The following is a 24,195-nucleotide window of genomic DNA, read 5'->3' as shown; positions in this document are numbered from 1 at the left end:
CACCTTGCAGCCTGCGGTGTGGGAACTCAGCGCGCCGCCTGGCGCTAACTGTGCTCGCGTTTCAGCCAGTCGATGAGGCCATCCATGTTCGACACGATGGCATCGGGCTGCACGCCCTCTTCCAGGTGCCTGCGGCTGGCGGTGCGGTTCATCCAGACCGCGCGCAGCCCGGCGCGCTGCGCGCCCTGCACGTCGAGTAACAAATCGTCGCCGACGTGCACGGCGTCCTGCGGCGCCACCCCGAGCGCTTCGCAGGCGGCATGGAAGATCGCCGCATCGGGCTTGGCGCGGCCGAAACCGGGCGCCGAGACCGAGGCGTGGAAATGGTGGCTCAAGCCGATCGTCTGCAGGTCGGCATTGCCGTTCGTGACCGACCCGATCAGGACGCGCCCCTTCAGGCGCAGCAGGCCGGGCAGCACGTCGTCGTAGGGAATCACGGCGTTGCGGGCAGCGAAGAATTCGGTCATCGCCAGCTCGACCTTGTCGGCATCCTCGCCGGCCTGTTCGAAGGCGGCAATCAGGCCGGCGCGCCGCAGCGCGCCCAGGTCGAGCTGGAATTCGGGGCGGCGCGCCAGCAGCTCGAGCCGGGCCTGGCGCAGGCTATCGATGGTAAACCGTTCGGCCACGCGCGGCGCGTTGCTGGCCAGCCACGCGAACAGGGTCTGCTCGGCCTGCACGATGACGGGGGCGATCGGCCACAGCGTATCGTCGAGGTCGAACAGGATGGCTTTGGGCCAGGGGCGGCGGTAGGAAGGCTTCATCGGCGGCGGTCGTGTATGGAGGCCCAGCATAGCGAGGCCAGCGGCGAAATGCAAACGCGCCGCCGGTGCGCCCACCCTTGCAGCGTGCTGTTACAGCTTGATACGAAGCCGAATGAGCCCGAGGCTTGTCAAATGCACTAAAATGATGGGCAAACTTCTGCCATGCGACTGGGTGCCTCGGGTTGCGCGCCTTGTCCCTCCCCTTTTTTGGAGAAATTATGATTCGTTCCCCCCTGCGTGCCGGCCTTGCGCTGGCCTGCGCGCTGAGCCTGTCCGCCTGCGGTGGCAGCAGCGGCAATCTGTATGTCGGCGGCAGCGTCGTTGGCAACACCAAGGCGGGTCTGGTTCTGACGAACAACGACGGTCCGCGCCTGGAAGTTCCTGCCGGCGCGACCAGTTTCGTGTTCAAGGATCTGGTCGAAACCGATTCCACGTACAACGTGAAGGTCGTCGCCTCGCCCCCGAATACGAAGCCGTCGACGCCGGGCGGCACCGATGGCTGCAAGGTGGTCCAGGGGACCGGTACCGGCAAGGCGGTCTTCAACGTCTCGACCGTGCGCATCGTCTGCACCCTGCAGACCTATCCGCTGACGGCCCGCATCACCGGCCCGCACCCGGGCACCCTGGAACTCGTCAATGGCGCGGACCGCAAGGTGGTTGCGCCGACCGATGCGACCGTCCAGATGACGGAGATTGCCGAAGACGCCGTGTACGGCCTGGCCGTGCTGAAATCGGAAGGCCAGACCTGCACCATCGCGAACGGCTCCGGCACGATGACCACCGCCGGCGCGACCGTCGACGTCACCTGCACCGCGCCTTAATCACATCCTGTGGAGAGTATTTTGAAGAAATCGATCCTGGCGCTGTGCGCGCTGACACTGGCAGCCGGCCTTGCGGCCTGCGGCGGCGGCACCTCGAGCTATACGATAGATGGAACGGTCATCGGCCTGCAGTACGACGGTCTCGTCCTTCAGAACAACCTGACGAACGACCTGGCGGTCAAGCCGGCGGGCCTGGATGCCGGCAATAACGTCAAGAACGTCAACTACAGCTTCCCGGGCGAGGTCGACTACGGCAAAGCGTACAGCGTCACCGTGAAAACGAACCCCGCGCACCAGACCTGCACGCCGGCCGGCGGCACTGCCGATACGGCCGGTCGCCTGACGACGATCAACGCCGTGATCAGCTGCTCGCTGGTGGCGAATACGATCGGCGGAACGATCACCGGCCTGGCGAGCGATGGCTTGCAATTGATTAACGGCAGCACCGGCGGTTCGGTGACGATAGCCAAGGGTACCGACGGAACGTATCCGACGAAGTTCGTGTTCCCAGCCGTCGTGACCTTTGGCCAGACCTATGGCGTCACCGTGTACAAGCAGCCTGCTACCCAGACCTGCACCGTCACCAACGGCGCCGGCACCATGGGTGACAACGCAGTCGACACGATTACGGTCAATTGCGTCAACAACCCGAGCTGAGCAAGCTGAAGGAGACATTCACAACACCTATGTCGATCATTCTGAAAGAAAATTAGACGTATATGTTGTGGTGCAGCATAATTGCACCTGTCTCCTCCAACTCTCCTCAGAAAAGAATTGGATTTAGCCCGCCCGCAACGGCGGGCTTTTTTTTGCCCGCGTTTTCGTGGGGCCGGCTCAGCCGAACTTGGTGGCAGCCGGCAGGCGCTTGCCGCTGACCTTGACGACGGCCACTTTCTCGCTGCCGACCGAGACCATCGAGTCGGCGCGCACTTGCGCCTTGTAGCTTTGGGCGCTGGCGTAGGTGGTGCCGACGACGGCGAGTGCGGCGACCAGGAACAGCGATTCCATGTGTTTGAGGACGTTCATTTCAGGCTCCCTTCGGTGGTTGGTGGCCCGTTTGCGTCTGCGTTCGGGCTTTCGATGGGAGTAGATTAGCAAGCGGCCCTTTGCGCTTCCATCGGCGTGCGACGAAACGCGGAAAGCGCGCGATGAAGCGCGCAAAAAGCCGATTGTGCGGTGCAGAAGGATGAGGTCGAGACGGCGGTGCACCGTAGGGTGGGCTCTCGAGCCCACGCGGTGATACGAGCGGGCTCCGTTATCGTGCTCGGCGATCTTGCCGCCACGTATCACCGCGTGGGCATGCCCACCCTACACCGGCTTTAAGATATTCGCCAGCGCCACGTACTGCTCCAGGCTGACGTTTTCCGGCCGCACGCCCGGATCGATCCCGGCTTCCACCAGTTGCGCTTCGGTGAACATGCCGGCCACGCAGTTGCGAATCACCTTGCGACGCTGCGAGAAGGCCTTCTGCACCACCGCCTCCAGAGTCGGGCCGTCGACGGCGAGCTTGCGACGGGTCGGCACCATGCGCACGATGGCCGACTCGACCTGCGGCGGCGGATCGAAGGCGGTCGGCGGGACGATGAACAGCAGCGACATGTCATATCTCCACTGCAGCATCACCGACAGCCGGCCATACGCCTTGGTGCCGGGCTCGGCCACCATGCGCTCGACCACTTCCTTTTGCAGCATGAAATGCTGGTCCTCGACCAGGTGCGCGAACTCGGCCAGGTGGAACAGCAGCGGGCTCGAGATGTTGTATGGCAGGTTGCCGACGATGCGCAGCTTCTGCCCTTCCGGCACGGGAATGGACGCGTAATCGAATTTCAGGGCGTCGCCCGAGTGGATGGTCAGCTTCTCGGGCGGAAACGCCTTTTCCAGGCGCGCCACCAGGTCGCGGTCGAGCTCGACCACATGCATGTGGTCGAGTTGCTTGATCAGCAGCGCCGTCATCGCCGCCAGGCCCGGCCCGATCTCGACCATCGCCTCGCCGCGGCGCGGATCGATGGCTTCGATGATGCTGTTCAGGACCAGCTTGTCGGTCAAAAAATTCTGGCCGAAGCGCTTGCGTGCTACGTGTTTCATTCGTGCTTTCGTTTGATTTAATGTGCGCGGCTTGCGATTACCATCGCCATGGCGGCGCGGATCGCCTCTTCCATGCTGCCGCAGTCGGCCAGGCCCAGGCCCTGGGCGGCCAGGTCGAGCGCGGTGCCGTGGTCGACCGAGGTGCGGATCAGGGGCAGGCCGAGCGTGACGTTGATGCCGCGCCCGAAGGTGGCGTGCTTGAGCACGGGTAAACCCTGGTCGTGGTACATGGCGAGCACGCAGTCGGCCTCGCTCAGGTATTTCGGCTGGAACAGGGTATCGGCCGGATACGGTCCGCGCGCATCGATGCCCCGCGCCTGCGCCTGCGCCAGCGCGGGTTCGATGACCTCGATTTCCTCGCGCCCCAGGTAGCCGTTTTCTCCGGCGTGGGGATTCAGGCCGGTGACCAGGATGCGGGGGGAAGCGATGCCGAATTTGGCGCGCAGGTCGGCGTGCAGGATGTCGAGGACGCGGCCCAGGCCGTCCTGCGTGATCGCGTCCGCCACGGCACGCAGCGGCAGGTGGGTAGTGGCCAGCGCCACGCGCAGATAGGGTTCACTGCCGGCCGGCTGCCCGGCCAGCATCATGACGACCTGCGGCGTGTTCGTTTTTTCGGCCAGGTATTCGGTATGCCCGGAAAAGGCGACGCCGGCCTGGTTGATGGTGCTTTTCTGTAGCGGCGCGGTGACGATGGCCTCGAACCAGCCGGCTTGTATTCCCTCGAGCGCGAGGTCCAGCGTGGCGAGCACGGCGCGGCCGTTTTCCGCGTCCAGCACGCCCGGCACGACATGGGCCGCCAGCGGTACGTCGACCACGGCGATGCGATCACGGCCGAAATGCGGCAGGCCGCCGTTGCGCAAGGCCTGGGTCGACAGCGCGGCGAGGCGAATGGCCGGGTCGATCAGGCTGGCGGTGAGCGCGAGGAAGGCGGCATCGCCCACCAGCACGCAATTGGCCTGGTCGCGTAGCGCCCAGGCGGCCCGGATCGCGATCTCGGGCCCGATGCCGGCCGGCTCGCCGACGGTGATTGCCAGGGTCGGGCGCACTGCCTGCGGCGCGGCCACGGTGTTACCCACGGCCTTATGCCTCTTCGCGGTACTCGACGTAGGCACGGTCGCGCACTTCGCGCGCCCAGTCCTCGGCGGCTTCACCGAGTTTGCGCTCGCGGATCACCTGGCGTGCGCGCAGGCGCTCGCGTTCCTTGCCCTGGTCTTCGCTCTTGCGCTCGAGGACCTCGATCAGGTGGAAGCCGAACGGCGTCTCGACCACGTCGGACAGTTCGCCCGGCTTCAGCGCATTCATCGCGGTCTCGAATTCCGGTACCACGTCGCCCGGCTGCAGCCAGCCCAGGTCGCCGCCCTTGGCGGCCGAACCGTCCTGGCCGTTCTGGCGCGCCAGGTCCTCGAAGGTGGCGCTCTTGTTGACGATTTTGGCGCGCAGCTCGGCCAGCTTGGCTTTCACCTGCGCGGCCGGCATGGCCGGCGTGGCCTTGATCAGGATATGGCGCGCGCGGGTCTGCTGGACCACGGCGGCCTGTTCCGGCGCCGTTTGCTGGTTGCGCTTGTCGATCAGCTTGATGATGTGGAAACCGGTATTGCTCTTGATGACAGGCGTGACCTGGCCCGGGCTCAGCTTGCGCAGCGGCTCGGAAATCAGTTCCGGCAGGCGGTCCGGGTCGCGCCAGCCGATGGCGCCGCCCTTCAATGCGTCCGGCGCGTCCGAATAGGTGGCGGCCATCTTGGCGAAGTCGGCACCGGTACGCAGCTGGCGCATGACTTCGTCGGCGCGGGCGCGGCGGGCGGCGATCTGCTCGGGCGTGGCGTTGGCCGGGATGCCGACCAGGATCTGGGCGATGTCCATTTCGACACGGTCGGCGGCGGCGGCTTTTTCGGCGGCGAGGTAGGTGTCGACCTCGGCATCGGAGACCTGGATCTTGCTGTCGACTTCGTGCTCGCGCAGGCGCTGCAGCATGATCTCGCCGCGGATTTCTTCGCGGAAGGCAGCGAAGGTCAGGCCTTCCTTTTCCATCTGGTTGCGCATCTGCTGCACTGTCATCTTCTGGCCTTCGGCGATGCGGCCGATCGCGGCGTCGAGCGTGCGGTCGTCGACGCGCACGCCCATCTCCTTGGCCAGCTGCAGCTGGGCGCGCTCGACGACCATCGCTTCGATCACCTGGCGCTCGAGGTCGGCCTGCGGCGGGAGCTGGGCATTCTGGGAACGCAGGCGCTGCACGATCTGGCCGACGCGGTCGCGCACTTCGTTGCGGGTGATGACCTCGTCGTTGACGACGACCCGGATCGAATCGATGACATTGGCGCTGCTCGATGCGGGCGGCAGGAAACCGCTGCCGGGGGCAGTGGTTTGCGCCGCTGCAGGCGCGGGCTTGGCACCCTGTGCCAGGGCGGCGTTGGCCGTGAGCGCGCACAGCAGCGTTGCTGCGAGCTTAAGGTGATGCAAACGGGTAGTACGCATAGTCTGGGAAGCACTCATTCAGGTCAAAAATCATCCGTGGTTCGGATCTTGGAGGCGCGCCTGCGGGGGCGCCACCAAGAAGGATACCTCATTGGGATACCCTATTATGGTCGGCCGACGTTGCTGTTCAGCCGCGTATAGCCGGGAATACTCCTCGTAAACGACTCGAGCGGGGTACCAAAACCGAGTCGCGACAGGCCGCTGAGCTCGAGCTGGAAGAAAATCGGCGTCGAGGTCGCCTGGGCTGCCGTCACGAAGCGCTGCGCGCCCATGCGGAAGATCCAGCAATCGGCCTTGTACTCGAGTCCGACCAGGCTCTCGATCACCTTGCGGTCGCGCAGCGAATAGCTGACGCGGCCGACGCCATACCAGCGCTTCGAGAGCGGCCACTGGGCCGACACGTCGGCATTGCGGAAGCTGTCGCGCACGTAGCGGTATTCGGCATTGAGCACCTTCATCGGACCCGGCGTCCAGCGCACGCCATGGTTCTGGCTATACAGGCTGGTGCTGGTCGCATCGTATTGTACGCTGCTGTCGAAGTTCCAGTTATTGACAATGCGGCCCGACGCCGCCAGCAGCAGGTCGGAGCGGCCTTGCCGGTCCTGGGTGCGGCCCGGCATCTGCACGCGCGGCTCGGTAAAGTAAAACCGCTGGCCCACCGCCATGCGCAGGCGCTCGGCGCCGTCGGCCTCGATGAAGCGCGACACCACGGCGGCCGTGAGCTGGTTCGCATCCGAAACGCGGTCGCCGCCGACAAAGCGGTTCTCGCTGAACAGCTGGGCGTAGCTGAAGCCGGCCTCGTTGGTGTCGAAGATCGGGAACTCGTCCTGGTTCTTGTACGGGGTGCGCACATAGAACAGGCGCGGCTCCAGGGTCTGGGTCACGGCGCTGCCGAACAGCTTGGCATCGCGCTCGAACACCATGCCGCTGTCGACCGAGAAGATCGGCAGCGCGCGCGACAGGCTGGTCGCGCCCCGGGTATTGGTTTCCATGCTGTACTTGGTCGCGTGCAGCATCACCTTCGGCGTGATGTAGTAGCCCGGGCGGATAAACGGATAGCTGACCTGGGACACCGCCAGCAGGCGGTTGCCGGTGTCGAAGGTGGGATGCGAAAAGCGCGTCGCTTCGGCGTCGATCGCCCAGTCGAAACCTTTCACATCGTAACGGCCGGTGTGAAAATTAATCTGCGGCAGGCGGTCATACGGACGCGGGATCGCCAGCGCCGGATTGGCCACCGCCGCCGGCTCCTGCAGCACTTGTACGTTCTGGGCGCGTGCGGTCAGGCTCCAGTACTGGGTGCCGTAGCCGGTGTACAGCTCGCGCACCAGCTGGCGTTCGGCGCTGGCCGCGACGTTGCGCGAGAAATCGCTCGGGTATTCGTCGTCCGACGCACCGTGCAGGTTCCAGCCGTAGGTCCAGCCCGGCGCCAGCGTCTGGTTATGGGTCGAGTTGACCAGCCAGCGGTTGGTCTTCGTGATCCGGTCGTTGAGCAGGCCTTCGACATGGGTCTCGCCGGCGTACGGCCCGCGCTCCGTCTGGCCGAGGTAGCGGGCGGTGGCGCCCAGCTGCAGGCCGCGGTCGGACATGACGCGCGGGAACACCGTCAAATCGCGGTTCGGCGCGATATTGAAGTAATACGGCACCATGAACTCGAACTTGCCCTTCGAGCCGAAGCCGACCGAAGGCGGCAACCAGCCCGAACGGCGCGCGCCCGAGAGCGAGAACGACATCGCCGGCGTGCCCAGGATCGGCACGTCCTTGAAATAGATGATGGTCTTGCCCGCGGTGCCGACGTCGCGCCCCGAATCGAGGCGCAGCGTGCTCGCCTTCAGGTACCAGTCCGGATCGGGTCCTTCGCAGGTGCTGTAGGTGCCGTCCGCGACCAGGGCCTGGTCTTCGCCCAGCAAGTCGATGCGGTCGGCGTGACCTTGCGCATTGTTCACCTGCAGCTTGTACTGGGGATGGAGCACCCAGCCGCGCCCGGTCGACATATTCAGCTGCAGGGCGTCGCCCTGGTAGCGGTCGCCGAAACGCCACATGTTGACTTTACCTTCGGCCGTGACTTCGTCCTCGACCAGCCGATAGCAGGCAGTGTCGGCCGTCAGTCTGGTCTGGCCGCGCGTGATCTCGACGTTGCGATTGAGGTTGATTTCGCGGTCCGGACGGCCGCCGATTTCCTCGGCCTGAACGGTAACGGGAAGGTCTTGTTCGTCGGGATGGGGCGCGGGCGGCGCGACTTGCGCGTGCAAGGGCCCCGAGGCCACGGTGACGAGGGCGGACAGGGCAACTGCCCGCCGCCGCGGGAATGGTAGGGCCGTAAACCAGCTCATGGAATCTGTGGCAGCACCATAAAGGGCGATTTTTTGGATTGAATCCCTTATTATATGGGAATTGTCCCCCTCAACCGGTTTCCGCTGGACGTTCCATGTCTTCTTTGTATCAAAACTCCCCCACTTCCGCCGAGCAGGACGCGCGCCTCGCGCTCCTTACCGAATGGCTGAGCTCGCTTGACCTGGTGGAAGTCGGTTCGCGCCGCCCGGCCTCGTCGGACGCCAGCTTTCGCCGCTATTTCCGCCTCGATGTGGCGCCGGCGCTACGCGGCAAACTCGGCGACACCCTGATCGCGATGGACGCGCCGCCCGAGCGCGAAAACGTGCCCGCCTTTATCCATGTGCAGGGACTGCTGGCCGAGGCCGGCGTCACGGTGCCGGCCATCGTCGCGCGCGACGTCGAGCGCGGCTTCCTGCTGCTGTCCGACCTCGGCACCACCACCTACCTGGCCCGCCTCGATTCCGACAACGCCGCCTTCATGTATTCGGACGCGGTCGACGCCCTGATCAAGTTCCAGTTGCACAGCCAGCCGGGTGTGCTGCCCGAGTTCGACCGCGCCTTCGTGCTGCGCGAGATGAACCTGTTCCCGGAGTGGTACCTGGGCCGCCACCTGGGCGTGACCCTCACCGAGGCCCAGCAGGCCCAATTGGATAAAGTGTTCGAGGCGGTTACCGCCAACGTGCTGGCCCAGCAGCAGGTGTTCATGCACCGCGATTTCCACTCGCGTAACCTGATGTTCCTGGACCAGGGCAACCCGGGCGTGCTCGACTTCCAGGACGCCGTCTACGGCCCGGTCACCTACGACCTCGGCTCGCTGCTGCGCGATGCCTACATCCAGTGGGACGAAGAAATCGTGCTGGACTGGGTCGTGCGCTACTGGCAAAGCGCCAAGCAGGTCGGCCTGCCGGTCAATCCGGACATCGACGCCTTCTACCGCGACTTCGAATTCATGGCCCTGCAGCGCCACCTGAAAATCCTCGGCATCTTCTGCCGCCTGAACTACCGCGACGGCAAGGCGATCTACATGGGCGACTTGCCGACCGTGATGGACTACGTGCGCAAGACCGCCAACCGCTACACCGAACTCAAGCCGCTGATCCGTCTGCTCGACGCGTTCGAGGACAAGGCGCCGCAGGTCGGCTACACCTTCTGAGCTCACTCAGTTTATTTTCCGGGAAGCCCATGAAAGCCATGATTTTCGCCGCCGGCCGCGGCGAGCGCATGCGTCCATTGACGGACACCTGCCCCAAACCGCTGTTGAAAGTGCGCGGCCGTCCCCTCATCACCTGGCACGTGCTGAATCTGGTGCGCGCAGGCCTGGTCGACATTGTCATCAACCATTCGCATCTCGGCCACATGATCGAGGAAGAACTCGGCGACGGCAGCCGATATGGCGCGCGCATCGTCTATTCGCACGAGCCGACGCCGCTGGAAACGGCGGGCGGCATCGCCAACGCCCTGCACCTGCTGGGCGACGAACCTTTCCTCGCCGTGTCGGGCGACATCTACGCGCCCTACTTCGATTTTTCGCAGGCGCTCGAGGCCCTGCCCGACAACGACGCGGTCGGCCAACCGATCCCGTTCGACCAACGCGATATCGCCTGGCTGTACCTGACGCCGAACCCGTGGCACAACCCGACCGGCGACTTTGCTCTCGACATGTACACGCTGGCCAATGACGGCGACCCGAAGTGGAATTTTGCGGGCATCGGGGTCTACCGCCCTGACATGTTCGACGGTATCAAGGCTGGCGAATTCCTGAAATTCGGTCCCCTGATGCGCAAGTTCATCGAACAGAAACGCGTGGGCGGCGAGATCTATCACGGTCCCTGGGTCAATGTCGGGACCGTCGAACAGCTGGAGGAACTGAACGCGCCGATGGCGAAGAGGGCCGGCGCGTGAGCCCGTTTGCCGCCCGCCGCGCACGCCTGGCGGCGAGCATGGAACCGGGCGCGCTGGCGGTGCTGGCCACCGCGCCCGAGGTGGCGAGAAACAGCGACAGCGACTACCCCTACCGCCACGACAGCTATTTTTATTATCTGACCAGTTTTACGGAACCGGAAAGCGTATTGGTCATGGTGGCCGCTTCGGGCGCTACGCCGGCACGTTCGATCCTGTTCTGCCGCGAGAAAAACGTCGAGCGCGAGATCTGGGACGGTTTCAGATATGGCCCGTCCGCCGCGCGTGAAACCTTCGGCTTCGACGAGGCCTACCCGATCGGCGAACTCGATGCGCAGATGGCGCGCCTGCTGGCCGACGTTCCGGCCCTGTACTACGCCCTCGCCCACAATCCCTCCCTGGATGCCCAGGTGGCGGGATGGCTGAAGGCGGTGCGCGCCCAGTCGCGCGCGGGCGTGGCCGCGCCGGCACGCACCCACCACCTGCTGGCGCTGCTCGACGAGATGCGTCTTGTAAAAGACGAGAGCGAGCAGGCGCTGATGCTGCGCGCGGCCACGATTTCCGGCGCCGCCCACCTGCGCGCCATGCGCGCGGCCCGTCCCGGCATGTTCGAGTACGAGCTCGAGGCCGAACTGCTCTACGAATTTCGCAGGAATGGCGCCCAGTTCCCGGCCTATACGCCGATCGTCGCCAGCGGAGATAAGGCCTGCGTCCTGCACTACAGCGCCAACAATGCGCAGATGCTGGACGGCGACCTGGTCCTGATCGACGCCGGCTGCGAATTCGACAGCTATGCGGCCGACATCACGCGCACCTTCCCGGTGAACGGCCGCTTCAGCGACGCGCAAAAAGTATTATATGAACTGGTGCTGCGGGCCCAGGATGCAGCGCTGCGTGCCATCGTGCCGGGCCGTCCCTACAGCGACGTGCACGAGGCGGCATTGAAGGTGCTGGCAGAAGGCATGCTCGACGTCGGCCTGCTCGACAAGGCGAAATACGGCAGCGTCGACAACGTGCTGGCCGAGCGCGCCTATACTCCTTTCTACATGCACGGCACCGGCCACTGGCTCGGACTGGACGTGCACGACACCGGCAGCTACCGCGACCTGGGCATCGAGGGCAAGCCTTCGCGGCCCCTGGTGCCGGGCATGGCGCTGACCGTGGAACCGGGCATCTACGTGCGTCCGGCGCCGGGCGTGCCGGAACACTTCTGGAACATCGGCATCCGGATCGAGGACGACGTCATCGTCGGCGAAGCCGGTGCGCGGGTGCTGTCCGGTTCGGCGCCGAAGACGGTACGCGAGATCGAAACCCTGATGGCGGAGCGATAATGGAAGAGCGCAATGAGCAGCACATCGACAATGTCGACGTCGCGATCTGCGGCGCCGGTCCGGTGGGACTGGCGCTTGCGGCCTTGCTGGTGCAGCGCGGCGTCGCGGGATCGCGGATCGCCCTGATCGACGCGCGCGCGCTGGGCCAGGCGATCTCGGACCCGCGCTCGATCGCGCTGGCCTGGGGCAGCCGCCAGCTGCTCGAGGAAGTCAAGGCCTGGCCCTTCCCGTCCACGCCGATCCATACCATCCACGTCTCGCGCCGCGGCCAGCTGGGCCGCAGCCTGCTCGACCGCAGCGAGCACAAACTGGAGGCGCTCGGTTATGTCACGCGCTACGGCGAGGTCGTCGATGCGCTGGCGCGCGCGGTCGACCGCGCCGGCGTGCAGGTGATCCGCCCGGCGCGCGTGGCCGCGCTCGACGAAACGGCGGAGCACGTCGCCCTGTCGCTCGACGACGGCCGTACCGTCACCGCACAGGTCGTGGTCGGCGCCGAAGGCGGCGTGTTCGGCCAGCAGGAAGACAAAGGACAAACGCGCGACTACGGCCAGAGCGCCGTGATCGCACGCGTGTCAACGAGCAGTCCGATCGCGCACCGCGCTTTCGAGCGTTTTACCGATGCAGGCCCGCTGGCGTTGCTGCCGCAGGAAGGCGCCGACGGCTTTCAGTATGCGCTGGTCTGGTGCGTACAGCCCGAACGCGCCGAAGCGCTGCAAGCGATGGAAGAAGAACGGTTTTTACACGAACTGGGCGAAGCCTTCGGCGGCCGCCTGGGGCGCTTTACCAAAGTGTCTCGGCGCTTTTCCTACCCGCTCGGCCTGAACGCCGACGCCCGCGCCACCACGCGCACGGTCGCCATCGGTAACGCGGCGCAGACCCTGCACCCGGTGGCAGGCCAGGGGCTGAACCTGGGCCTGCGCGATGCGGCCGTGCTGGCGAGACTGCTGGCGCGCTGTCCGGGGCCGGAAGGGATCGGACGTTTTCTCGACGAGCGCGCCCAGGACCGCAAGCTGACGATTGCCTTGACCGACGCAATGGCGCGCGCCTTTGTCGGAAGCGGGCCGCTGCAATCGGTGCTCGGGCTGGGATTGGCGGCGCTCGATGTGGTGCAGCCGGCGCGTACGCTGCTCGGGGAATTGATGATGTACGGCCGGCGCAGCGGATCGGCGCTGCTGCCGCATAAGGTTTTGTAGGGTGGGCATTCATGCCCACGCGGTACGGCGGTTGATTCGACGCTACGTGTGCAAACGATGTTGTCTCTAATCGACCGATGAACCGCGTGGGCTCAAGAGCCCACCCTACGTATCTTGGCCCGCATCCGCGCGGGCCGAACGCCCCACCCTACTCCACCGCCTTGACCATCGACTCGATCACCTTCTTCGCGTCGCCGAACACCATCATCGTGTTCGGCATGTAGAACAGGTCGTTGTCCAGTAACGTAGGGTGGGCTCTTGAGCCCACGCGGTGCGGCATGTGACAGTCGAAACCGCATTTCGATCGGGAGGCCTTGCACCGCGTGGGCACAAGTGCCCACCCTACGTTACGCAACGGCCGGTGGTGAATCTTCCCTACTCCACCGCCTTCACCATCGACTCGATCACCTTCTTCGCGTCCCCGAAGACCATCATCGTGTTCGGCATGTAGAACAGGTCGTTGTCCAGCCCCGCATACCCCGAGGCCATCGAGCGTTTATTGACGATGATGCTTTTCGCCTTATACGCTTCCAGGATCGGCATGCCGGCAATCGGCGACTTCGGATCCTTGGCCGCCGGGTTCACCACGTCGTTCGCACCCAGCACCAGCACGACGTCGGTCTGGCCGAATTCGCCGTTGATGTCTTCCATCTCGGCTACCTGGTCGTAGGGCACCTCGGCTTCGGCCAGCAGCACGTTCATGTGGCCCGGCATGCGCCCGGCCACCGGGTGGATCGCGTAGCGCACGTTCACGCCGTGCTCCGTCAGTTTATCGACCAGCTCTTTCACCGAATGCTGGGCGCGTGCCACGGCCAGGCCGTAGCCGGGAACGATGATTACCGATTCGGCGTTTTGCAGGATGAACGCCGCATCTTCGGCCGAACCCGACTTCACCGGGCGCTGCTCCTGCGCGCCGGCCGCAGCCGTGGTCGCCTCGCCGCCGAAGCCGCCCAGGATCACGTTGAAGAAGGAGCGGTTCATCGCCTTGCACATGATGTACGAGAGGATGGCGCCCGACGAACCCACCAGCGAGCCGGCGATGATCAGCATCGAGTTGTTCAGCGAGAAGCCGATGCCGGCCGCCGCCCAGCCCGAGTACGAGTTCAGCATCGACACCACCACCGGCATGTCGGCGCCGCCGATCGGGATGATGATCAACACGCCCAGCACGAACGACAGTGCCGCCATGATGGCGAACGGCGTCCAGGCCGGTTCCACCGCGTCGGAGAAGCAGAACAGCAAGCCCAGCGCGATGATGGCGATCGCGATGACGAGGTTCAGGATGTGCTGTCCGCCGAAGCGTACCGGCGCGCCCTGGAACAGGCGGAATTTATACTTGCCCGACAGTTTGCCGAAGGCGATCACGGAACCCGAGAAGGTGACGGCGCCGACGAAGGTGCCGATGAACAGTTCGAGCCGGTTCCCGAAGGGCAGCGCGCTACCGCGCGTGGCAATATTGAACGCCCAGGGCTCCGACACGGCGGCGATCGCGATGCACACGGCAGCAAGGCCGATCAGCGAGTGCATGGCCGCGACCAGTTCCGGCATCTTGGTCATCTCGACCTTTTTCGCCGCATAAGCGCCGATCGCGCCGCCCACCACTACGCCCAGCAGCACCAGCGTAAACCCCATGCCGCCGCGCGCGCCGTTGGCCGAGGCCGCGAACTCCGCCTGCAATTTAAAAATCAGGGCAACCGTCGTGACCGCGGCGATGGCCATGCCGGCCATGCCGAAGGTATTCCCCATGCGCGCCGACGAAGGCGAGGACAGCCCTTTCAAGGCCTGGATGAAGCAGACCGAGGCCACCAGATAGAGCAGCGTGACCACATTCATGCTGATGTAGTTCATGCCGCCTCCTTCGTTGCCGTCTTCGGCGCGGCCGCATCGGCGGAGCGTTTCGGTTCCTTCTTCTTGAACATCTCCAGCATGCGCTGGGTGACGAGGAAGCCGCCGAAGACGTTGACGGCCGCCAGCGCCACGGCGACCGTGCCCATGCTCTGTCCGAGTACCCCTTCGGTCAGGCCGGCAGCGAGCATGGCGCCGACGATGATGATGGCGGAAATGGCGTTGGTGACCGCCATCAGCGGCGTGTGCAGGGCCGGCGTGACGGTCCAGACGACGTGGTAGCCGACGTAGATCGCCAGCACGAAGATGATCAGGTTGATGATGGTGTGGCTGATGTCCATGTTCGTCTCCTTATTTGCGCAGCGATTCACGAAGATTCGCACCCTCGTGGCAGAGCAGCGTCGCGCGCACGATCTCGTCCTCGTGGTCGATGAAGAACTTGTCCTCCTTGTCGAAGACGAGTTTCAGAAAATCGAGCACGTTGCGCGCGTACAGGGCCGACGCGTCGGCTGCGACCAGCGCGGCCAGGTTCGGCTCGCCAATGATGTAGACGCCATGCTTGACCACGGTCTTGCCCAGTTCCGTGAGCGGGCAATTCCCGCCCTGCTCGATCGCCATGTCGACGATCACGGAGCCGGGCTTCATGGCGGCGACCGTTTCTTCCTTGATGAGTACAGGCGCCGCCCGCCCCGGGATCAGGGCGGTGGTGATGATGATGTCGGCCAGTTTTGCCCGTTCATGCACCAGTTCCGCTTGCCTGCGCATCCAGTCGGCCGGCATCGGACGCGCATAGCCGCCCACGCCCTGCGCGATCTCGCGCTCCTCGTCGGTAATAAAAGGCACGTCGATGAACTTGGCGCCGAGGGACTCGACCTGTTCTTTCACAGGCGGGCGTACGTCGGAGGCTTCGATCACGGCGCCCAGGCGTTTGGCAGTGGCGATCGCCTGCAGTCCGGCCACGCCGACGCCCATGATCAGCACGCGCGCCGCTTTGACGGTGCCGGCGGCGGTCATCAGCATCGGCATGAAGCGTTGATACGTGTTGGCGGCGAGCATCACGGCCTTGTAGCCGGCGATGTTCGCCTGTGAGGACAGCACGTCCAGCGACTGTGCGCGCGTGATGCGCGGCGCCGCTTCCAGCGCGAAGGCGGTGAGGCGGCTGCCCGCCATGGCGGCGGTGTTCTCGCTGTCGAACGGATTCAACATGCCGACCACGACCGTGCCGGGCCGCATGCGGGCACGCTCGGATTCGTTGGGGGCGCGTACTTTCAGGACCATGTCGGCCGCAAACGCATCGTCTGCGCTGCCGACCGTGGCGCCGGCGGCGGCATAGGCCTCATCCGTTACCGCCGCATGCAGGCCGGCGCCGGACTGCACCACGACCTGGTGTTTAGCCGCCAGTTTCTTGACCGTTTCCGGAGTTGCCGCTACGCGGGTCTCGCCCGGCCGTGTTTCGGCCGGAATGCCGATTCTCATGCATTCCTCCTTCATGTTGGTGTTCTGTTCACAATCTAACACGTAAACATGGCCCTTTTGTCATTACATGCCTGCGGCTACCCCAGCCGTATGCTTCAGGGGTCAATCCGAGACACCGGCGCCACAAAGATGACGGCTTTTGTAGCAAATCGCTGCAATTAAGGCTTTTTTGTTGCACTGCACAGGTACTTGCAAGCAACCCTTTGCGCACCGCTGTAGAATATCGGCTCATTTGTCGAGGACGCGCATGACCCATACCTTCAGACCGTCAGTCACTGTTGCCGCCATCATCGAACGGGATGGCCGTTTCCTCCTGATCGAGGAAGAGACGAGCGAAGGCATCAAGCTGAACCAGCCGGCCGGGCACCTGGACCCGAGCGAGTCGCTCGAGCAGGCGGTCGTGCGTGAAGCCATGGAAGAGGCGGCGCACGAATTCATCCCCACCGGCCTGGTCGGGATGTACATGTCGCGCTATTACTCGAAGTCGCGCCAGGCCGACATCACCTATCTGCGCTTCACCTTCTGCGGCACCGCTGGCAAGCAGTACGACCAGCCGCTGGACGACGGCATCCTGCGCACGCTGTGGATGACGCGCGACGAGATCGCCGCCTCCAGCTCCCGCCACCGCAGCCCGATCGTCCTGCAATGCGTGGATGATTACCTGGCCGGCCGGCGCACCGACCTGGCGCTGCTGTACACCCACCCGTCGGTGTTTGAAGAAACGCTGACAATGGACCGGAATTGATATGAGCAAGAAAAAAGTCGTGATCGGGATGTCAGGCGGAGTCGACTCCTCGGTCGCGGCCTGGATGCTGAAGGAGCAAGGCTACGACGTGGTCGGCCTGTTCATGAAGAACTGGGAAGACGACGACGATTCCGAATACTGTTCGACGCGCCAGGACTGGATCGACGCGGCCAGTGTGGCCGACGTGGTCGGCGTCGACATCGAGGCCGTGAATTTCGCCGCCGAATACAAGGACCGTGTGTTCGCCGAATTCCTGCGCGAATACCAGGCCGGCCGCACGCCGAATCCGGACGTGCTGTGCAATGCCGAGATCAAGTTCAAGGCTTTCCTGGACCACGCGATGAAGCTCGGTGCCGACCTGATCGCCACCGGCCACTATGCGCGCGTGCGCGAAAATTCGATGGGCAAGTTCGAGTTGCTGAAAGCCTTCGATCACACCAAGGATCAAAGCTATTTCCTGCACCGGCTGAACCAGGCGCAGTTGTCGAAGTCGCTCTTCCCGCTCGGCGAAATCCCGAAAACCGAAGTGCGCAAGATCGCGGAAAAGTTGAAGCTGCCGAACGCGGCGAAGAAGGATTCGACCGGCATCTGCTTCATCGGCGAGCGCCCGTTCCGCGACTTTTTAAATCGCTACCTGTCGCACAAGCCGGGCCCGATGAAGCTCGACAACGGGCAGACCGTGGGCGAACACATCGGCCTGTCGTTTTACACGCTGGGCCAACGTAAAGGCATCGGCATCGGCGGTTTAAAATCGCACAGGAATGCCGACGGCACCAGCGAGCCGTGGTTTGTCGCGCGCAAGGACATCGCCAACAACACCCTGTACATCGTGCAGGGCCATGACCATCCGTGGTTGCTGTCCGCTCGCCTGGAAGCGGGCCAGGCCAGCTGGGTCGCGGGCGAAGCCCCTGCCCCGGGCCCGCTGTCGGCCAAGACACGCTACCGCCAGGCCGACGTCGCCTGCACGGTTGCGGCCGATGGCCCGGATCGCTTCGCGCTCGATTTCCTTGAACCGCAATGGGCGGTGACGCCGGGCCAGTCGGCCGTGCTGTATGACGGCGATATTTGCCTGGGCGGCGGCATCATCGACGGCGCCAGCGCCGTGAACGGGTAGCGCCGCTAGCGCGTGCAGTAAAAAGAAGGGTCGGCATTGCCGACCCTTCTTTTTTTACCCTCTGCCCGTCAGGCGCAGGCCAGCGCTGCTGCCTGCCTGGTCCCGCGCGGGCGCGCCAGCGTCCACTCGGCGCAAATCCACTCTTCGAATTGTTCCGGCGCCTGCGGCCGTGCGTACAAATATCCCTGCACCTGGTCGCAGCCGGCGCCTGCCAGGAACTGCGCCACCGGCGCCGTCTCCACACCCTCGGCCACGACCAGTTGGCCGAGGTCGTGCGACAGCTTGATCATGGTCGCCACCAAAGCGCGCTTGCGTTCGTCCTGGTCGAGGTCGCGGATAAAACTCTGGTCGATCTTGATCACTTTCGCCGGCACGCTCTGCAGGTAGGCCAGGCTGCTGTAGCCGGTGCCGAAGTCGTCGATCGCCAGCTGCACGCCGCCCGCGGCCAGGCCCTCGAGGGTCGCGGCGGCCAGCGCGCGCTTGCTCATCAAGGCACTCTCCGTGATTTCGATCGCCAGTGCGCCGGGGGCGAGATCGTGGGCGCGCAGGCGTGACAGCACGTGCTCGCAGAAGTCGGCTTCGAGCAGGTTCACGGCCGACACGTTGACGGCCACCTGCAGCGCCAGCCCGGCACGGTGCCAGCTTGCGAGCTGGCGCAGCGCGCGCTCGAGCACCCAGCGCGTGGCTGCACGGGCCAGCGAGGTCTGCTCGATCACGGGGATGAATTCGCCCGGCGAGACCTCACCCAGCGCCGGATGGCGCCAGCGCAGCAGCGCCTCGGCGCCGATGCAGCGGCCGGTCGCCAGTTCGATCTTCGGCTGGAACACGAGGCGCAGCTGGCTGTCGTCGCTCAAGGCGGCGCCGAATTCGTTGGCGATCCGGAAGCGCCGCATGAACACGGCATTCTGCTCGGCCGAGAAAACGCGCACCCGGTGTGAGCCCTCGATCGCATCGTGGGCGGCACTGTACATGTCGCGCAGCAGGTCCAGGGGGGCCGCCTGGCCGGTCGTGAACGGAGACACACCGACGGTGGCGGTGGTGACGAAACGGGCAGTCGGGCTGTCGGCGCGCAGCGCGACCCAGGCGCCGAGCCAGTCGCAAAAGCGCGCCAGGTCCGCGCCCGGTGCGGCCAGGAAAGCGAACTGGGTCGGACCGACGTGGTACAGCCTGCGCGCCGGTCCCAACGCCGAACGCAGCGTACGCACCGCGTCGCCGACAATGTCCTCGTAAAAGCCGGCGCCCATCGCGCGCACCGCGCTGCTCATCTGCTCGGGCGTGGCCAGGTTCACCAGCGCCGCCAGGCGCGCCTCGCCCGCCGGGCGCTCGAGCGCGAGGTCGAGCAGGTCGTCGACGAACTGGTTGCGGTTCGGGATGCCGCTGACCGGATCGATGCGCCCGATCGCGTGCTGCAGCTCGACCTGCGCCATCACCATCGAGGCCAGGTCGGCAAGTCCGATGCGCTCGGTCTCGCTGATCGTGCGCGGCTCGGTGCCGAGGACGCACAGCGCGCCCAGGCTGTAACCGTCGCGCGTGACCAGCGGCGCGCCGGCATAGAAACGCACGCCGCTCGCGGCCAGGTGGCTGTCGCGGTAGCAGGCGTCGACCAGGAGGTCGGGGATGACCAGCATGCGTGCCGTGTTCGCCACTTCGCCGCAGGGCGCCTTGTCGCGCGGGATCGAACAATGCGCGACGCCGACGCGCGACTTGAACCACTGGCGGTCGACATCGGTGAGCGACACCGCCGCAATCGGCAGGCCGAACAGCTGGGCAGCCATCCGCGTGATGCGGTCGAACGCTTCGTTGGGAGGCGTGTCGAGCAGGTCGAGCTTGCGCAGTGCGTCGAGGCGGGCTGCTTCCAGCAGGACCGGCGGAGGTTGGCTCATGAGGATATGACGAAAATGATGAATTAACCCATTCTGATCGTCAAATTTCCATCAGTCAACTAAATTATTCTGAACTGACACGTGAATACACCATATTGTGGGCGAAACGCAATTAAAACGGTCTTGTCATCATCAATTTCGGCATTTTGTCGGATTCCTGAAGTAGAATGCTCATCAATTATTGCTTGAGTGGAACTTTAATTATGGATGTATCCAGCGCCGACCAGGGGGACGATCCGATCCTCACCACGCGCGAAGCAGGCCAACTGCTCGGGATTGCCGTCAGCACGGCGCAGCAATGGATCGAAAACGGCGTGCTGCCGGCCTGGAAAACGCCGGGCGGGCACCGGCGCGTGCGCCTGTCCGACGTCAGCGCCCTGCTGCGCGCACGTGCCGGTCTGGAGCCGTCGGCAGGCAGCGCCGATCCTGAAGACTTCGTCCCCGGCGCCGGCTGCGCCCTGCCCGGCCAGGAGCACGCGCGGCTGGACGCCTTGCGCGCCACCGGCCTGCTCGACAGCGAAGCGGAAGCCGTCTTCGACCGCCTGACCTGGCTCGCCGCGCAGATCACGGAGTGCCCGATCGCGCTGCTGTCGCTGGTCACGGCGCGCCGTCAGTGGTTCAAGTCGCGGATCGGCATCCACCTGCCGCAGACCGCGCGCGAGGACGCCTTTTGCAGCCATACGATCGCCCAGGACGGGCCGCTGGTCGTGCCCGACACCTTGCTCGACGACCGCTTCCGGCACAACCCGCTGGTGGTCGGCGCGCCGCACCTGCGCTTTTATGCGGGTTTCCCGCTGCTTGACGCGCGGGGTTTCCGGCTTGGCGCCCTGTGCGTCATGGACCGCGAGCCGCGCCGCCTGCGCCAGCGGGAAATGCGCGCGCTGGGCGAATTGACGGCCATCGCCGCCGAGGAGATCAGGCGGCGCTAGGTGGACCGCCCGCCTGCTGCTTGCGCACCACGGCGATGACGGTATTGCGGATGGTTTTTAGTACGGCGTCGGCCTTGAACGGTTTCACGATGAAGCCGTGCACACCGCGCGCCAGCGCGGCTTCGATGGTGGGTGCGTCGAGCGTGCCCGAGACCATGAAGACCAGGGTTTTCGGCAGGTTCGCGCGCAGCTGCTCGACGACATTGCTGCCGTCCTCGACCTGCTCGCGCGCGATGCACATGATCTGCGGGCGGTATTTCGCCGCCTGCACCAGCGCGCTGTGGCCGGTGTGCGCCTGGGCGACGACCTCGTAGCCGCCGTCCATCAATACCGTATTCAACAAGCCGCGCGAAATCGCGTTCGAATCGACTATCACTGCTTTGAGCATTCCGGATCCTTCTCGTTCAATGCGATTCGTAGGCCAGCATCTTCCACGTGACCCCAAGGCGCACGTCGGTCTTCAGCTGCACCAGCTGGCGCGACAGGTACAGGATGTCGCGCTCGGCGCGCAGGCGCTCGCCCAGCGGCGTTTTGAGGATGCCGGCGCCGGCCATGACGGCGTCCAGGCTGCCGTAGGCATTCAGCAGGCGCGCCGCCGTCTTCATGCCGATCTTCGAGACGCCCGGCACGCCGTCGGTGGCGTCGCCCATCAGCGCCAGCAGATCGTGCAGCAGTTCCGGCGCCACGCCGAACTTGTTGCGTACCCAGGCGTCGTCGTGCCACTCGTTTTTAAAATGATCCCACACCAGGGCGCCCTGTGCGATCAGGACGTGCAGATCCTTGTCGGTGGTGGCGACGATCGCTTCTCCCCGGTTCTCGTTCAGCCAGCGCATGACGCAGGTGGCGACGACATCGTCCGCTTCGACTTCCGGCAGCATCGCCACCGGCACCCCGGCCGTTCGCAGGCGCTCCTGGAATTCCGGCAAGGCCTCCCGCAATACCGACGGCATCGGCGCGCGATGCTCGCGGTAGCGCGGGTACAGCGCATGGCGCCAGGTCTGGCCGCCGTAGTCGAAAGCGGCCAGCACATGGGTCGGCGCATGCGTCTCGAGCAGGATGCGAAACGACGAGAACGCGTGGCGCAGGGCGATGCCGGCCTTGAGATCGGAGTCGGGCTCCGGGCTGGCTTCGTAGACCCGGCGCACGATGTTCAGTCCGTCGATCGCGAGCAGCTTGGCCATGCGATTTACCTTGCGTAGTCGTACTTGCCGCCGCGTTCCAGTGCGCGCGCATAGGCCGGACGGGCGTGGATGCGCGCCAGGAAGGCGCTCAGGCGTGGATAGTTTGCGCCCAGTCCGGCGCGCGAGGCGGCCGCTTCCAATGGAAAGCTCATCTGGATGTCGGCGGCCGTCATGTCACTCCCGGCGAACCAGTCGCGCGTGGCCAGTTCCGATTCCAGGTAGTCGAGCTGGCTCTTGATGTTCGGCTCGACCAGGGCGCCCTTGACCTTGCGCGCGATGGTGCGTGCGATCGGTTTCGCAAAGAAGGGCATCGGGCCGTTCTCGATGCGGTCGAACACCAGTTTCATCAGCAGCGGCGACATGGCCGAGCCTTCCGCGAAGTGCAGGAAAAACGTGTACTTCAGTTTTTCCGGCGTACCGGCGGCCGGAATGAGGCGCCCGTTGCCGTAGCATTCGACCAGGTATTCGACGATCGCGCCCGACTCGGCGACGACCGTGTCGCCATCCGTGATCACCGGCGATTTGCCGAGCGGGTGGACGGCCTTCAGTTCCGGCGGCGCCAGCATCGTTTTCGGGTCGCGCTGGTACTTCTTGATCTCGTAAGGCAGGCCCAGTTCTTCGAGCAGCCACAGGATGCGCTGCGAGCGCGAATTGTTCAGGTGATGGACGGTGATCATGGGCGCATGCCGGTAGGATAAGACCGTTAGCTTAGCATTGTTGAAGCTTTCCAAAAAGGCAGGCCTGGCGGCAGGGTTCGGCACCGCACCGAGCCGGGCGCGCCCGCCCACTATGATGGGCTGCATGGGCAAGATCCACATCGGCATCTCCGGCTGGCGCTACGCACCCTGGCGCGGAAAATTCTATCCTCCCGGCCTGGCGCAGGCGCGCGAGCTCGACTACGCCTCGCGTCAGCTGCCGACGATCGAAATCAACGGCTCCTTCTATTCGCTGCAGCGCCCCGAGAGCTACGCCGCCTGGTATGCGGCGACGCCGCCCGGCTTTGTCTTCGCGGTAAAGGGCAACCGTTTCATCACGCACATGCTCAAATTGAAGGACATCGACGCGCCGCTGGCCAACGTGCTCGCCTCGGGCGTGTTCGAGCTGCGCGAAAAGCTCGGTCCCTTCCTCTGGCAATTCCCGCCGATGGTCAAATTCGATCCCGAGCGCTTCGAACACTTCCTCAGCATCCTGCCGCAGGACACGGAAGCCGCTTTGGCGCTGGCGCGCCACTACCAGTCGCGCATGGAAGGGAAAGTGTCATTGGCGATGGATGCCAAACGCCCGATGCGCCACGCCGTCGAGGTCCGCCACGAGAGTTTTCGGGACGAACGCTTCATCGCCCTGCTCCGGAAATACAAGGTCGCCCTCGTCGTCGCCGACACGGCCGGCAAATTCCCCTACATGGACGATGTGACGGCCGACTTCGTCTACATCCGCCTGCACGGCGACAAGGAGTTATACGCCAGCGGCTACGACGACGAAGCGACCGAGCGCTGGGCCGAACGCATCCGCGGCTGGAGCAAACATGGGGATGTGTACTGCTACTTCGATAACGATATCAAGGTGCATGCGCCGTATGACGCGCAGCGCCTGATAAGGGCGCTGGGGTTGTAGGGTGGGCACTTGTGCCCACGCGGTCGTACTCCGGCATACCACTACTGCCTACTCGATCAACATGTCGATGATCTCCGGTGTCGCGCCCCAATCCTCTGGATACACCGATTGACGCACAGTGACATGGTGCGGCATCGTAATGCGGCGCCATGTAGGTGAGGATGGGTTAAATCAATCGGGACGCATCGGGAGCGGAGTTCCGACGACAGTGCCATGTGCCCAAGGTTAAGACGGCGTGGGCACAAGTGCCCACCCTACTTTTCGTGCAGCTTGATTACTCGATGTTTACTTCCAGCGGGCGCAGTTGGTTCCTCCGGCGTCTCGCAGGTATTACAGCTCTTGCACCCGCCCCCGCAGCTGTCGGCCGTATCCAGCCAGCGCACCAGCTTCGAATCCGTGCCGCCACGCGAGAGGCGGTTGACGATGCGGATGCGCCACGCGGCCGGCAGGTATTTCGCGCCGACGTAGACGGCGGCACCTACCACGACCAGCGCGACGACGAGTTCCTGCCACAT

25 protein-coding genes are annotated in these 24,195 nt (G+C 64.8%); 10 read left to right on the top strand and 15 right to left on the bottom strand.

All coding sequences use genetic code 11. The annotated features are described in order from the left end of the window. Positions 1-44 precede the first annotated feature (44 nt). The gene (locus LPB04_RS07615) at positions 45-761 is read right to left on the bottom strand and encodes an HAD family hydrolase (protein WP_193688110.1); all 717 of its coding nucleotides are present in this window, start codon (positions 759-761) and stop codon (positions 45-47) included. Between the two features lie 218 nt (positions 762-979). Between LPB04_RS07615 and LPB04_RS07610 the strand changes: the two genes are divergently transcribed. Both LPB04_RS07610 and LPB04_RS07605 read left to right on the top strand, forming a co-directional pair. Then, the gene (locus tag LPB04_RS07610) at positions 980-1,582 is read left to right on the top strand and encodes a hypothetical protein (protein WP_193688109.1); all 603 of its coding nucleotides are present in this window, start codon (positions 980-982) and stop codon (positions 1,580-1,582) included. A gap of 21 nt (positions 1,583-1,603) precedes the next feature. Further along, entirely contained in the window at positions 1,604-2,239 is a 636-nt protein-coding gene (locus LPB04_RS07605; protein WP_193688108.1) for a hypothetical protein, read from the top strand. Between the two features lie 177 nt (positions 2,240-2,416). Here LPB04_RS07605 and LPB04_RS07600 read toward each other — a convergent pair whose 3' ends face one another. The 5 genes from LPB04_RS07600 to LPB04_RS07580 all read right to left on the bottom strand — a co-directional run bounded on the left by LPB04_RS07600 (position 2,417) and on the right by LPB04_RS07580 (position 8,469). Then, the gene (locus tag LPB04_RS07600; RefSeq protein WP_193688107.1) at positions 2,417-2,608 is read right to left on the bottom strand and encodes a hypothetical protein; all 192 of its coding nucleotides are present in this window, start codon (positions 2,606-2,608) and stop codon (positions 2,417-2,419) included. Between the two features lie 282 nt (positions 2,609-2,890). Beyond that, positions 2,891-3,667, bottom strand: a complete 777-nt coding sequence (gene rsmA / locus LPB04_RS07595; RefSeq protein WP_193688106.1) for a 16S rRNA (adenine(1518)-N(6)/adenine(1519)-N(6))-dimethyltransferase RsmA — start codon at positions 3,665-3,667, stop codon at positions 2,891-2,893. 17 nt (positions 3,668-3,684) lie between these two features. Then, on the bottom strand, positions 3,685-4,743 hold the full coding sequence (pdxA, locus tag LPB04_RS07590) for a 4-hydroxythreonine-4-phosphate dehydrogenase PdxA (RefSeq protein WP_227496654.1): 1,059 nt from the start codon (positions 4,741-4,743) through the stop codon (positions 3,685-3,687). 4 nt (positions 4,744-4,747) lie between these two features. After that, positions 4,748-6,139, bottom strand: coding sequence for a peptidylprolyl isomerase (locus LPB04_RS07585; protein WP_193688105.1), 1,392 nt, complete (start codon positions 6,137-6,139; stop codon positions 4,748-4,750). A 104-nt stretch (positions 6,140-6,243) separates the two neighbouring features. Beyond that, positions 6,244-8,469, bottom strand: coding sequence for an LPS-assembly protein LptD (locus tag LPB04_RS07580; RefSeq protein WP_193688104.1), 2,226 nt, complete (start codon positions 8,467-8,469; stop codon positions 6,244-6,246). 95 nt (positions 8,470-8,564) lie between these two features. On the opposite strand from LPB04_RS07580, the gene LPB04_RS07575 reads away from it, so the two are divergent. From LPB04_RS07575 to LPB04_RS07560, 4 genes are read left to right on the top strand one after another with little or no spacing between them, the layout of a single operon-like run. Then, a complete protein-coding gene (locus tag LPB04_RS07575) occupies positions 8,565-9,623 on the top strand; it encodes an aminoglycoside phosphotransferase family protein (RefSeq protein WP_193688103.1) in 1,059 nt (352 codons plus the stop codon). Between the two features lie 29 nt (positions 9,624-9,652). After that, a complete protein-coding gene (murU, locus tag LPB04_RS07570) occupies positions 9,653-10,372 on the top strand; it encodes an N-acetylmuramate alpha-1-phosphate uridylyltransferase MurU (protein ID WP_193688102.1) in 720 nt (239 codons plus the stop codon). After that, positions 10,369-11,700: an aminopeptidase P N-terminal domain-containing protein gene (locus LPB04_RS07565; RefSeq protein ID WP_193688101.1), complete on the top strand. Its 1,332-nt coding sequence runs from the start codon at positions 10,369-10,371 to the stop codon at positions 11,698-11,700. The genes murU and LPB04_RS07565 overlap by 4 nt, the downstream gene beginning before the upstream one ends. After that, positions 11,700-12,893, top strand: a complete 1,194-nt coding sequence (locus tag LPB04_RS07560; protein WP_193688100.1) for an FAD-dependent monooxygenase — start codon at positions 11,700-11,702, stop codon at positions 12,891-12,893. The genes LPB04_RS07565 and LPB04_RS07560 overlap by 1 nt, the downstream gene beginning before the upstream one ends. Before the next feature lie 148 nt (positions 12,894-13,041). On the opposite strand, the gene LPB04_RS07555 is transcribed toward LPB04_RS07560, so the two are convergent. From LPB04_RS07555 to LPB04_RS07540, 4 genes are all read right to left on the bottom strand, one after another. Continuing rightward, the gene (locus tag LPB04_RS07555) at positions 13,042-13,173 is read right to left on the bottom strand and encodes an NAD(P)(+) transhydrogenase (Re/Si-specific) subunit beta (protein WP_193688099.1); all 132 of its coding nucleotides are present in this window, start codon (positions 13,171-13,173) and stop codon (positions 13,042-13,044) included. 95 nt (positions 13,174-13,268) lie between these two features. Next, positions 13,269-14,732, bottom strand: a complete 1,464-nt coding sequence (locus tag LPB04_RS07550; RefSeq protein ID WP_407943897.1) for an NAD(P)(+) transhydrogenase (Re/Si-specific) subunit beta — start codon at positions 14,730-14,732, stop codon at positions 13,269-13,271. 5 nt (positions 14,733-14,737) lie between these two features. Next, the gene (locus LPB04_RS07545) at positions 14,738-15,079 is read right to left on the bottom strand and encodes an NAD(P) transhydrogenase subunit alpha (protein WP_193688097.1); all 342 of its coding nucleotides are present in this window, start codon (positions 15,077-15,079) and stop codon (positions 14,738-14,740) included. A 10-nt stretch (positions 15,080-15,089) separates the two neighbouring features. After that, entirely contained in the window at positions 15,090-16,214 is a 1,125-nt protein-coding gene (locus LPB04_RS07540) for a Re/Si-specific NAD(P)(+) transhydrogenase subunit alpha (RefSeq protein WP_193688096.1), read from the bottom strand. Between the two features lie 247 nt (positions 16,215-16,461). On the opposite strand from LPB04_RS07540, the gene LPB04_RS07535 reads away from it, so the two are divergent. Then, positions 16,462-16,959: an NUDIX hydrolase gene (locus LPB04_RS07535; RefSeq protein ID WP_193688095.1), complete on the top strand. Its 498-nt coding sequence runs from the start codon at positions 16,462-16,464 to the stop codon at positions 16,957-16,959. A gap of 1 nt (position 16,960) precedes the next feature. Beyond that, positions 16,961-18,073 (top strand): tRNA 2-thiouridine(34) synthase MnmA, encoded by a 1,113-nt coding sequence (mnmA, locus tag LPB04_RS07530; protein ID WP_193688094.1) that lies wholly within the window; start codon positions 16,961-16,963, stop codon positions 18,071-18,073. A 68-nt stretch (positions 18,074-18,141) separates the two neighbouring features. On the opposite strand, the gene LPB04_RS07525 is transcribed toward mnmA, so the two are convergent. Next, positions 18,142-19,956: a putative bifunctional diguanylate cyclase/phosphodiesterase gene (locus tag LPB04_RS07525; RefSeq protein WP_193688093.1), complete on the bottom strand. Its 1,815-nt coding sequence runs from the start codon at positions 19,954-19,956 to the stop codon at positions 18,142-18,144. 203 nt (positions 19,957-20,159) lie between these two features. On the opposite strand from LPB04_RS07525, the gene LPB04_RS07520 reads away from it, so the two are divergent. Beyond that, positions 20,160-20,885: a GAF domain-containing protein gene (locus tag LPB04_RS07520; protein WP_193688092.1), complete on the top strand. Its 726-nt coding sequence runs from the start codon at positions 20,160-20,162 to the stop codon at positions 20,883-20,885. Here the strand turns inward: LPB04_RS07520 and LPB04_RS07515 are convergent. The 3 genes from LPB04_RS07515 to LPB04_RS07505 are packed head-to-tail and all read right to left on the bottom strand — an operon-like array spanning position 20,872 to position 22,743. After that, complete coding sequence (locus LPB04_RS07515) at positions 20,872-21,273, bottom strand: ANTAR domain-containing response regulator (protein ID WP_193688091.1); 402 nt, start codon at positions 21,271-21,273, stop codon at positions 20,872-20,874. The two genes, LPB04_RS07520 and LPB04_RS07515, sit on opposite strands and share 14 nt — an antisense overlap. A gap of 16 nt (positions 21,274-21,289) precedes the next feature. Further along, complete coding sequence (locus LPB04_RS07510; protein ID WP_193688090.1) at positions 21,290-22,066, bottom strand: 5'-3' exonuclease; 777 nt, start codon at positions 22,064-22,066, stop codon at positions 21,290-21,292. Positions 22,067-22,071: 5 nt separating this feature from the next. Further along, entirely contained in the window at positions 22,072-22,743 is a 672-nt protein-coding gene (locus LPB04_RS07505) for a glutathione S-transferase family protein (protein ID WP_193688089.1), read from the bottom strand. A 124-nt stretch (positions 22,744-22,867) separates the two neighbouring features. On the opposite strand from LPB04_RS07505, the gene LPB04_RS07500 reads away from it, so the two are divergent. Then, entirely contained in the window at positions 22,868-23,680 is an 813-nt protein-coding gene (locus LPB04_RS07500; protein WP_193688886.1) for a DUF72 domain-containing protein, read from the top strand. Between the two features lie 254 nt (positions 23,681-23,934). On the opposite strand, the gene LPB04_RS07495 is transcribed toward LPB04_RS07500, so the two are convergent. Next, positions 23,935-24,195 (bottom strand): DUF6587 family protein, encoded by a 261-nt coding sequence (locus LPB04_RS07495; RefSeq protein WP_193688088.1) that lies wholly within the window; start codon positions 24,193-24,195, stop codon positions 23,935-23,937.

The sequence above is a fragment of the Massilia litorea genome (assembly GCF_015101885.1).
GTDB classification, from domain to species: domain Bacteria; phylum Pseudomonadota; class Gammaproteobacteria; order Burkholderiales; family Burkholderiaceae_D; genus Telluria; species Telluria litorea.
The sequence above is the reverse complement of the archived record's forward strand: the minus strand, read 5'-3'. Positions and strand labels throughout refer to the sequence as shown.

Coding starts and splice junctions, on each gene's coding strand:
- LPB04_RS07615 (WP_193688110.1), bottom strand. CDS start 761: ATGAAGCCTTCCTACCGCCGCCCCTGGCCCAAAGCCATCCTGTTCGAC.
- LPB04_RS07610 (WP_193688109.1), top strand. CDS start 980: ATGATTCGTTCCCCCCTGCGTGCCGGCCTTGCGCTGGCCTGCGCGCTG.
- LPB04_RS07600 (WP_193688107.1), bottom strand. CDS start 2,608: ATGAACGTCCTCAAACACATGGAATCGCTGTTCCTGGTCGCCGCACTC.
- rsmA (WP_193688106.1), bottom strand. CDS start 3,667: ATGAAACACGTAGCACGCAAGCGCTTCGGCCAGAATTTTTTGACCGAC.
- LPB04_RS07585 (WP_193688105.1), bottom strand. CDS start 6,139: ATGCGTACTACCCGTTTGCATCACCTTAAGCTCGCAGCAACGCTGCTG.
- LPB04_RS07580 (WP_193688104.1), bottom strand. CDS start 8,469: ATGAGCTGGTTTACGGCCCTACCATTCCCGCGGCGGCGGGCAGTTGCC.
- LPB04_RS07575 (WP_193688103.1), top strand. CDS start 8,565: ATGTCTTCTTTGTATCAAAACTCCCCCACTTCCGCCGAGCAGGACGCG.
- murU (WP_193688102.1), top strand. CDS start 9,653: ATGAAAGCCATGATTTTCGCCGCCGGCCGCGGCGAGCGCATGCGTCCA.
- LPB04_RS07560 (WP_193688100.1), top strand. CDS start 11,700: ATGGAAGAGCGCAATGAGCAGCACATCGACAATGTCGACGTCGCGATC.
- LPB04_RS07555 (WP_193688099.1), bottom strand. CDS start 13,173: ATGCCGCACCGCGTGGGCTCAAGAGCCCACCCTACGTTACTGGACAAC.
- LPB04_RS07545 (WP_193688097.1), bottom strand. CDS start 15,079: ATGGACATCAGCCACACCATCATCAACCTGATCATCTTCGTGCTGGCG.
- LPB04_RS07540 (WP_193688096.1), bottom strand. CDS start 16,214: ATGAGAATCGGCATTCCGGCCGAAACACGGCCGGGCGAGACCCGCGTA.
- LPB04_RS07535 (WP_193688095.1), top strand. CDS start 16,462: ATGACCCATACCTTCAGACCGTCAGTCACTGTTGCCGCCATCATCGAA.
- mnmA (WP_193688094.1), top strand. CDS start 16,961: ATGAGCAAGAAAAAAGTCGTGATCGGGATGTCAGGCGGAGTCGACTCC.
- LPB04_RS07525 (WP_193688093.1), bottom strand. CDS start 19,956: ATGAGCCAACCTCCGCCGGTCCTGCTGGAAGCAGCCCGCCTCGACGCA.
- LPB04_RS07520 (WP_193688092.1), top strand. CDS start 20,160: ATGGATGTATCCAGCGCCGACCAGGGGGACGATCCGATCCTCACCACG.
- LPB04_RS07515 (WP_193688091.1), bottom strand. CDS start 21,273: ATGCTCAAAGCAGTGATAGTCGATTCGAACGCGATTTCGCGCGGCTTG.
- LPB04_RS07510 (WP_193688090.1), bottom strand. CDS start 22,066: ATGGCCAAGCTGCTCGCGATCGACGGACTGAACATCGTGCGCCGGGTC.
- LPB04_RS07505 (WP_193688089.1), bottom strand. CDS start 22,743: ATGATCACCGTCCATCACCTGAACAATTCGCGCTCGCAGCGCATCCTG.
- LPB04_RS07500 (WP_193688886.1), top strand. CDS start 22,868: ATGGGCAAGATCCACATCGGCATCTCCGGCTGGCGCTACGCACCCTGG.
- LPB04_RS07495 (WP_193688088.1), bottom strand. CDS start 24,195: ATGTGGCAGGAACTCGTCGTCGCGCTGGTCGTGGTAGGTGCCGCCGTC.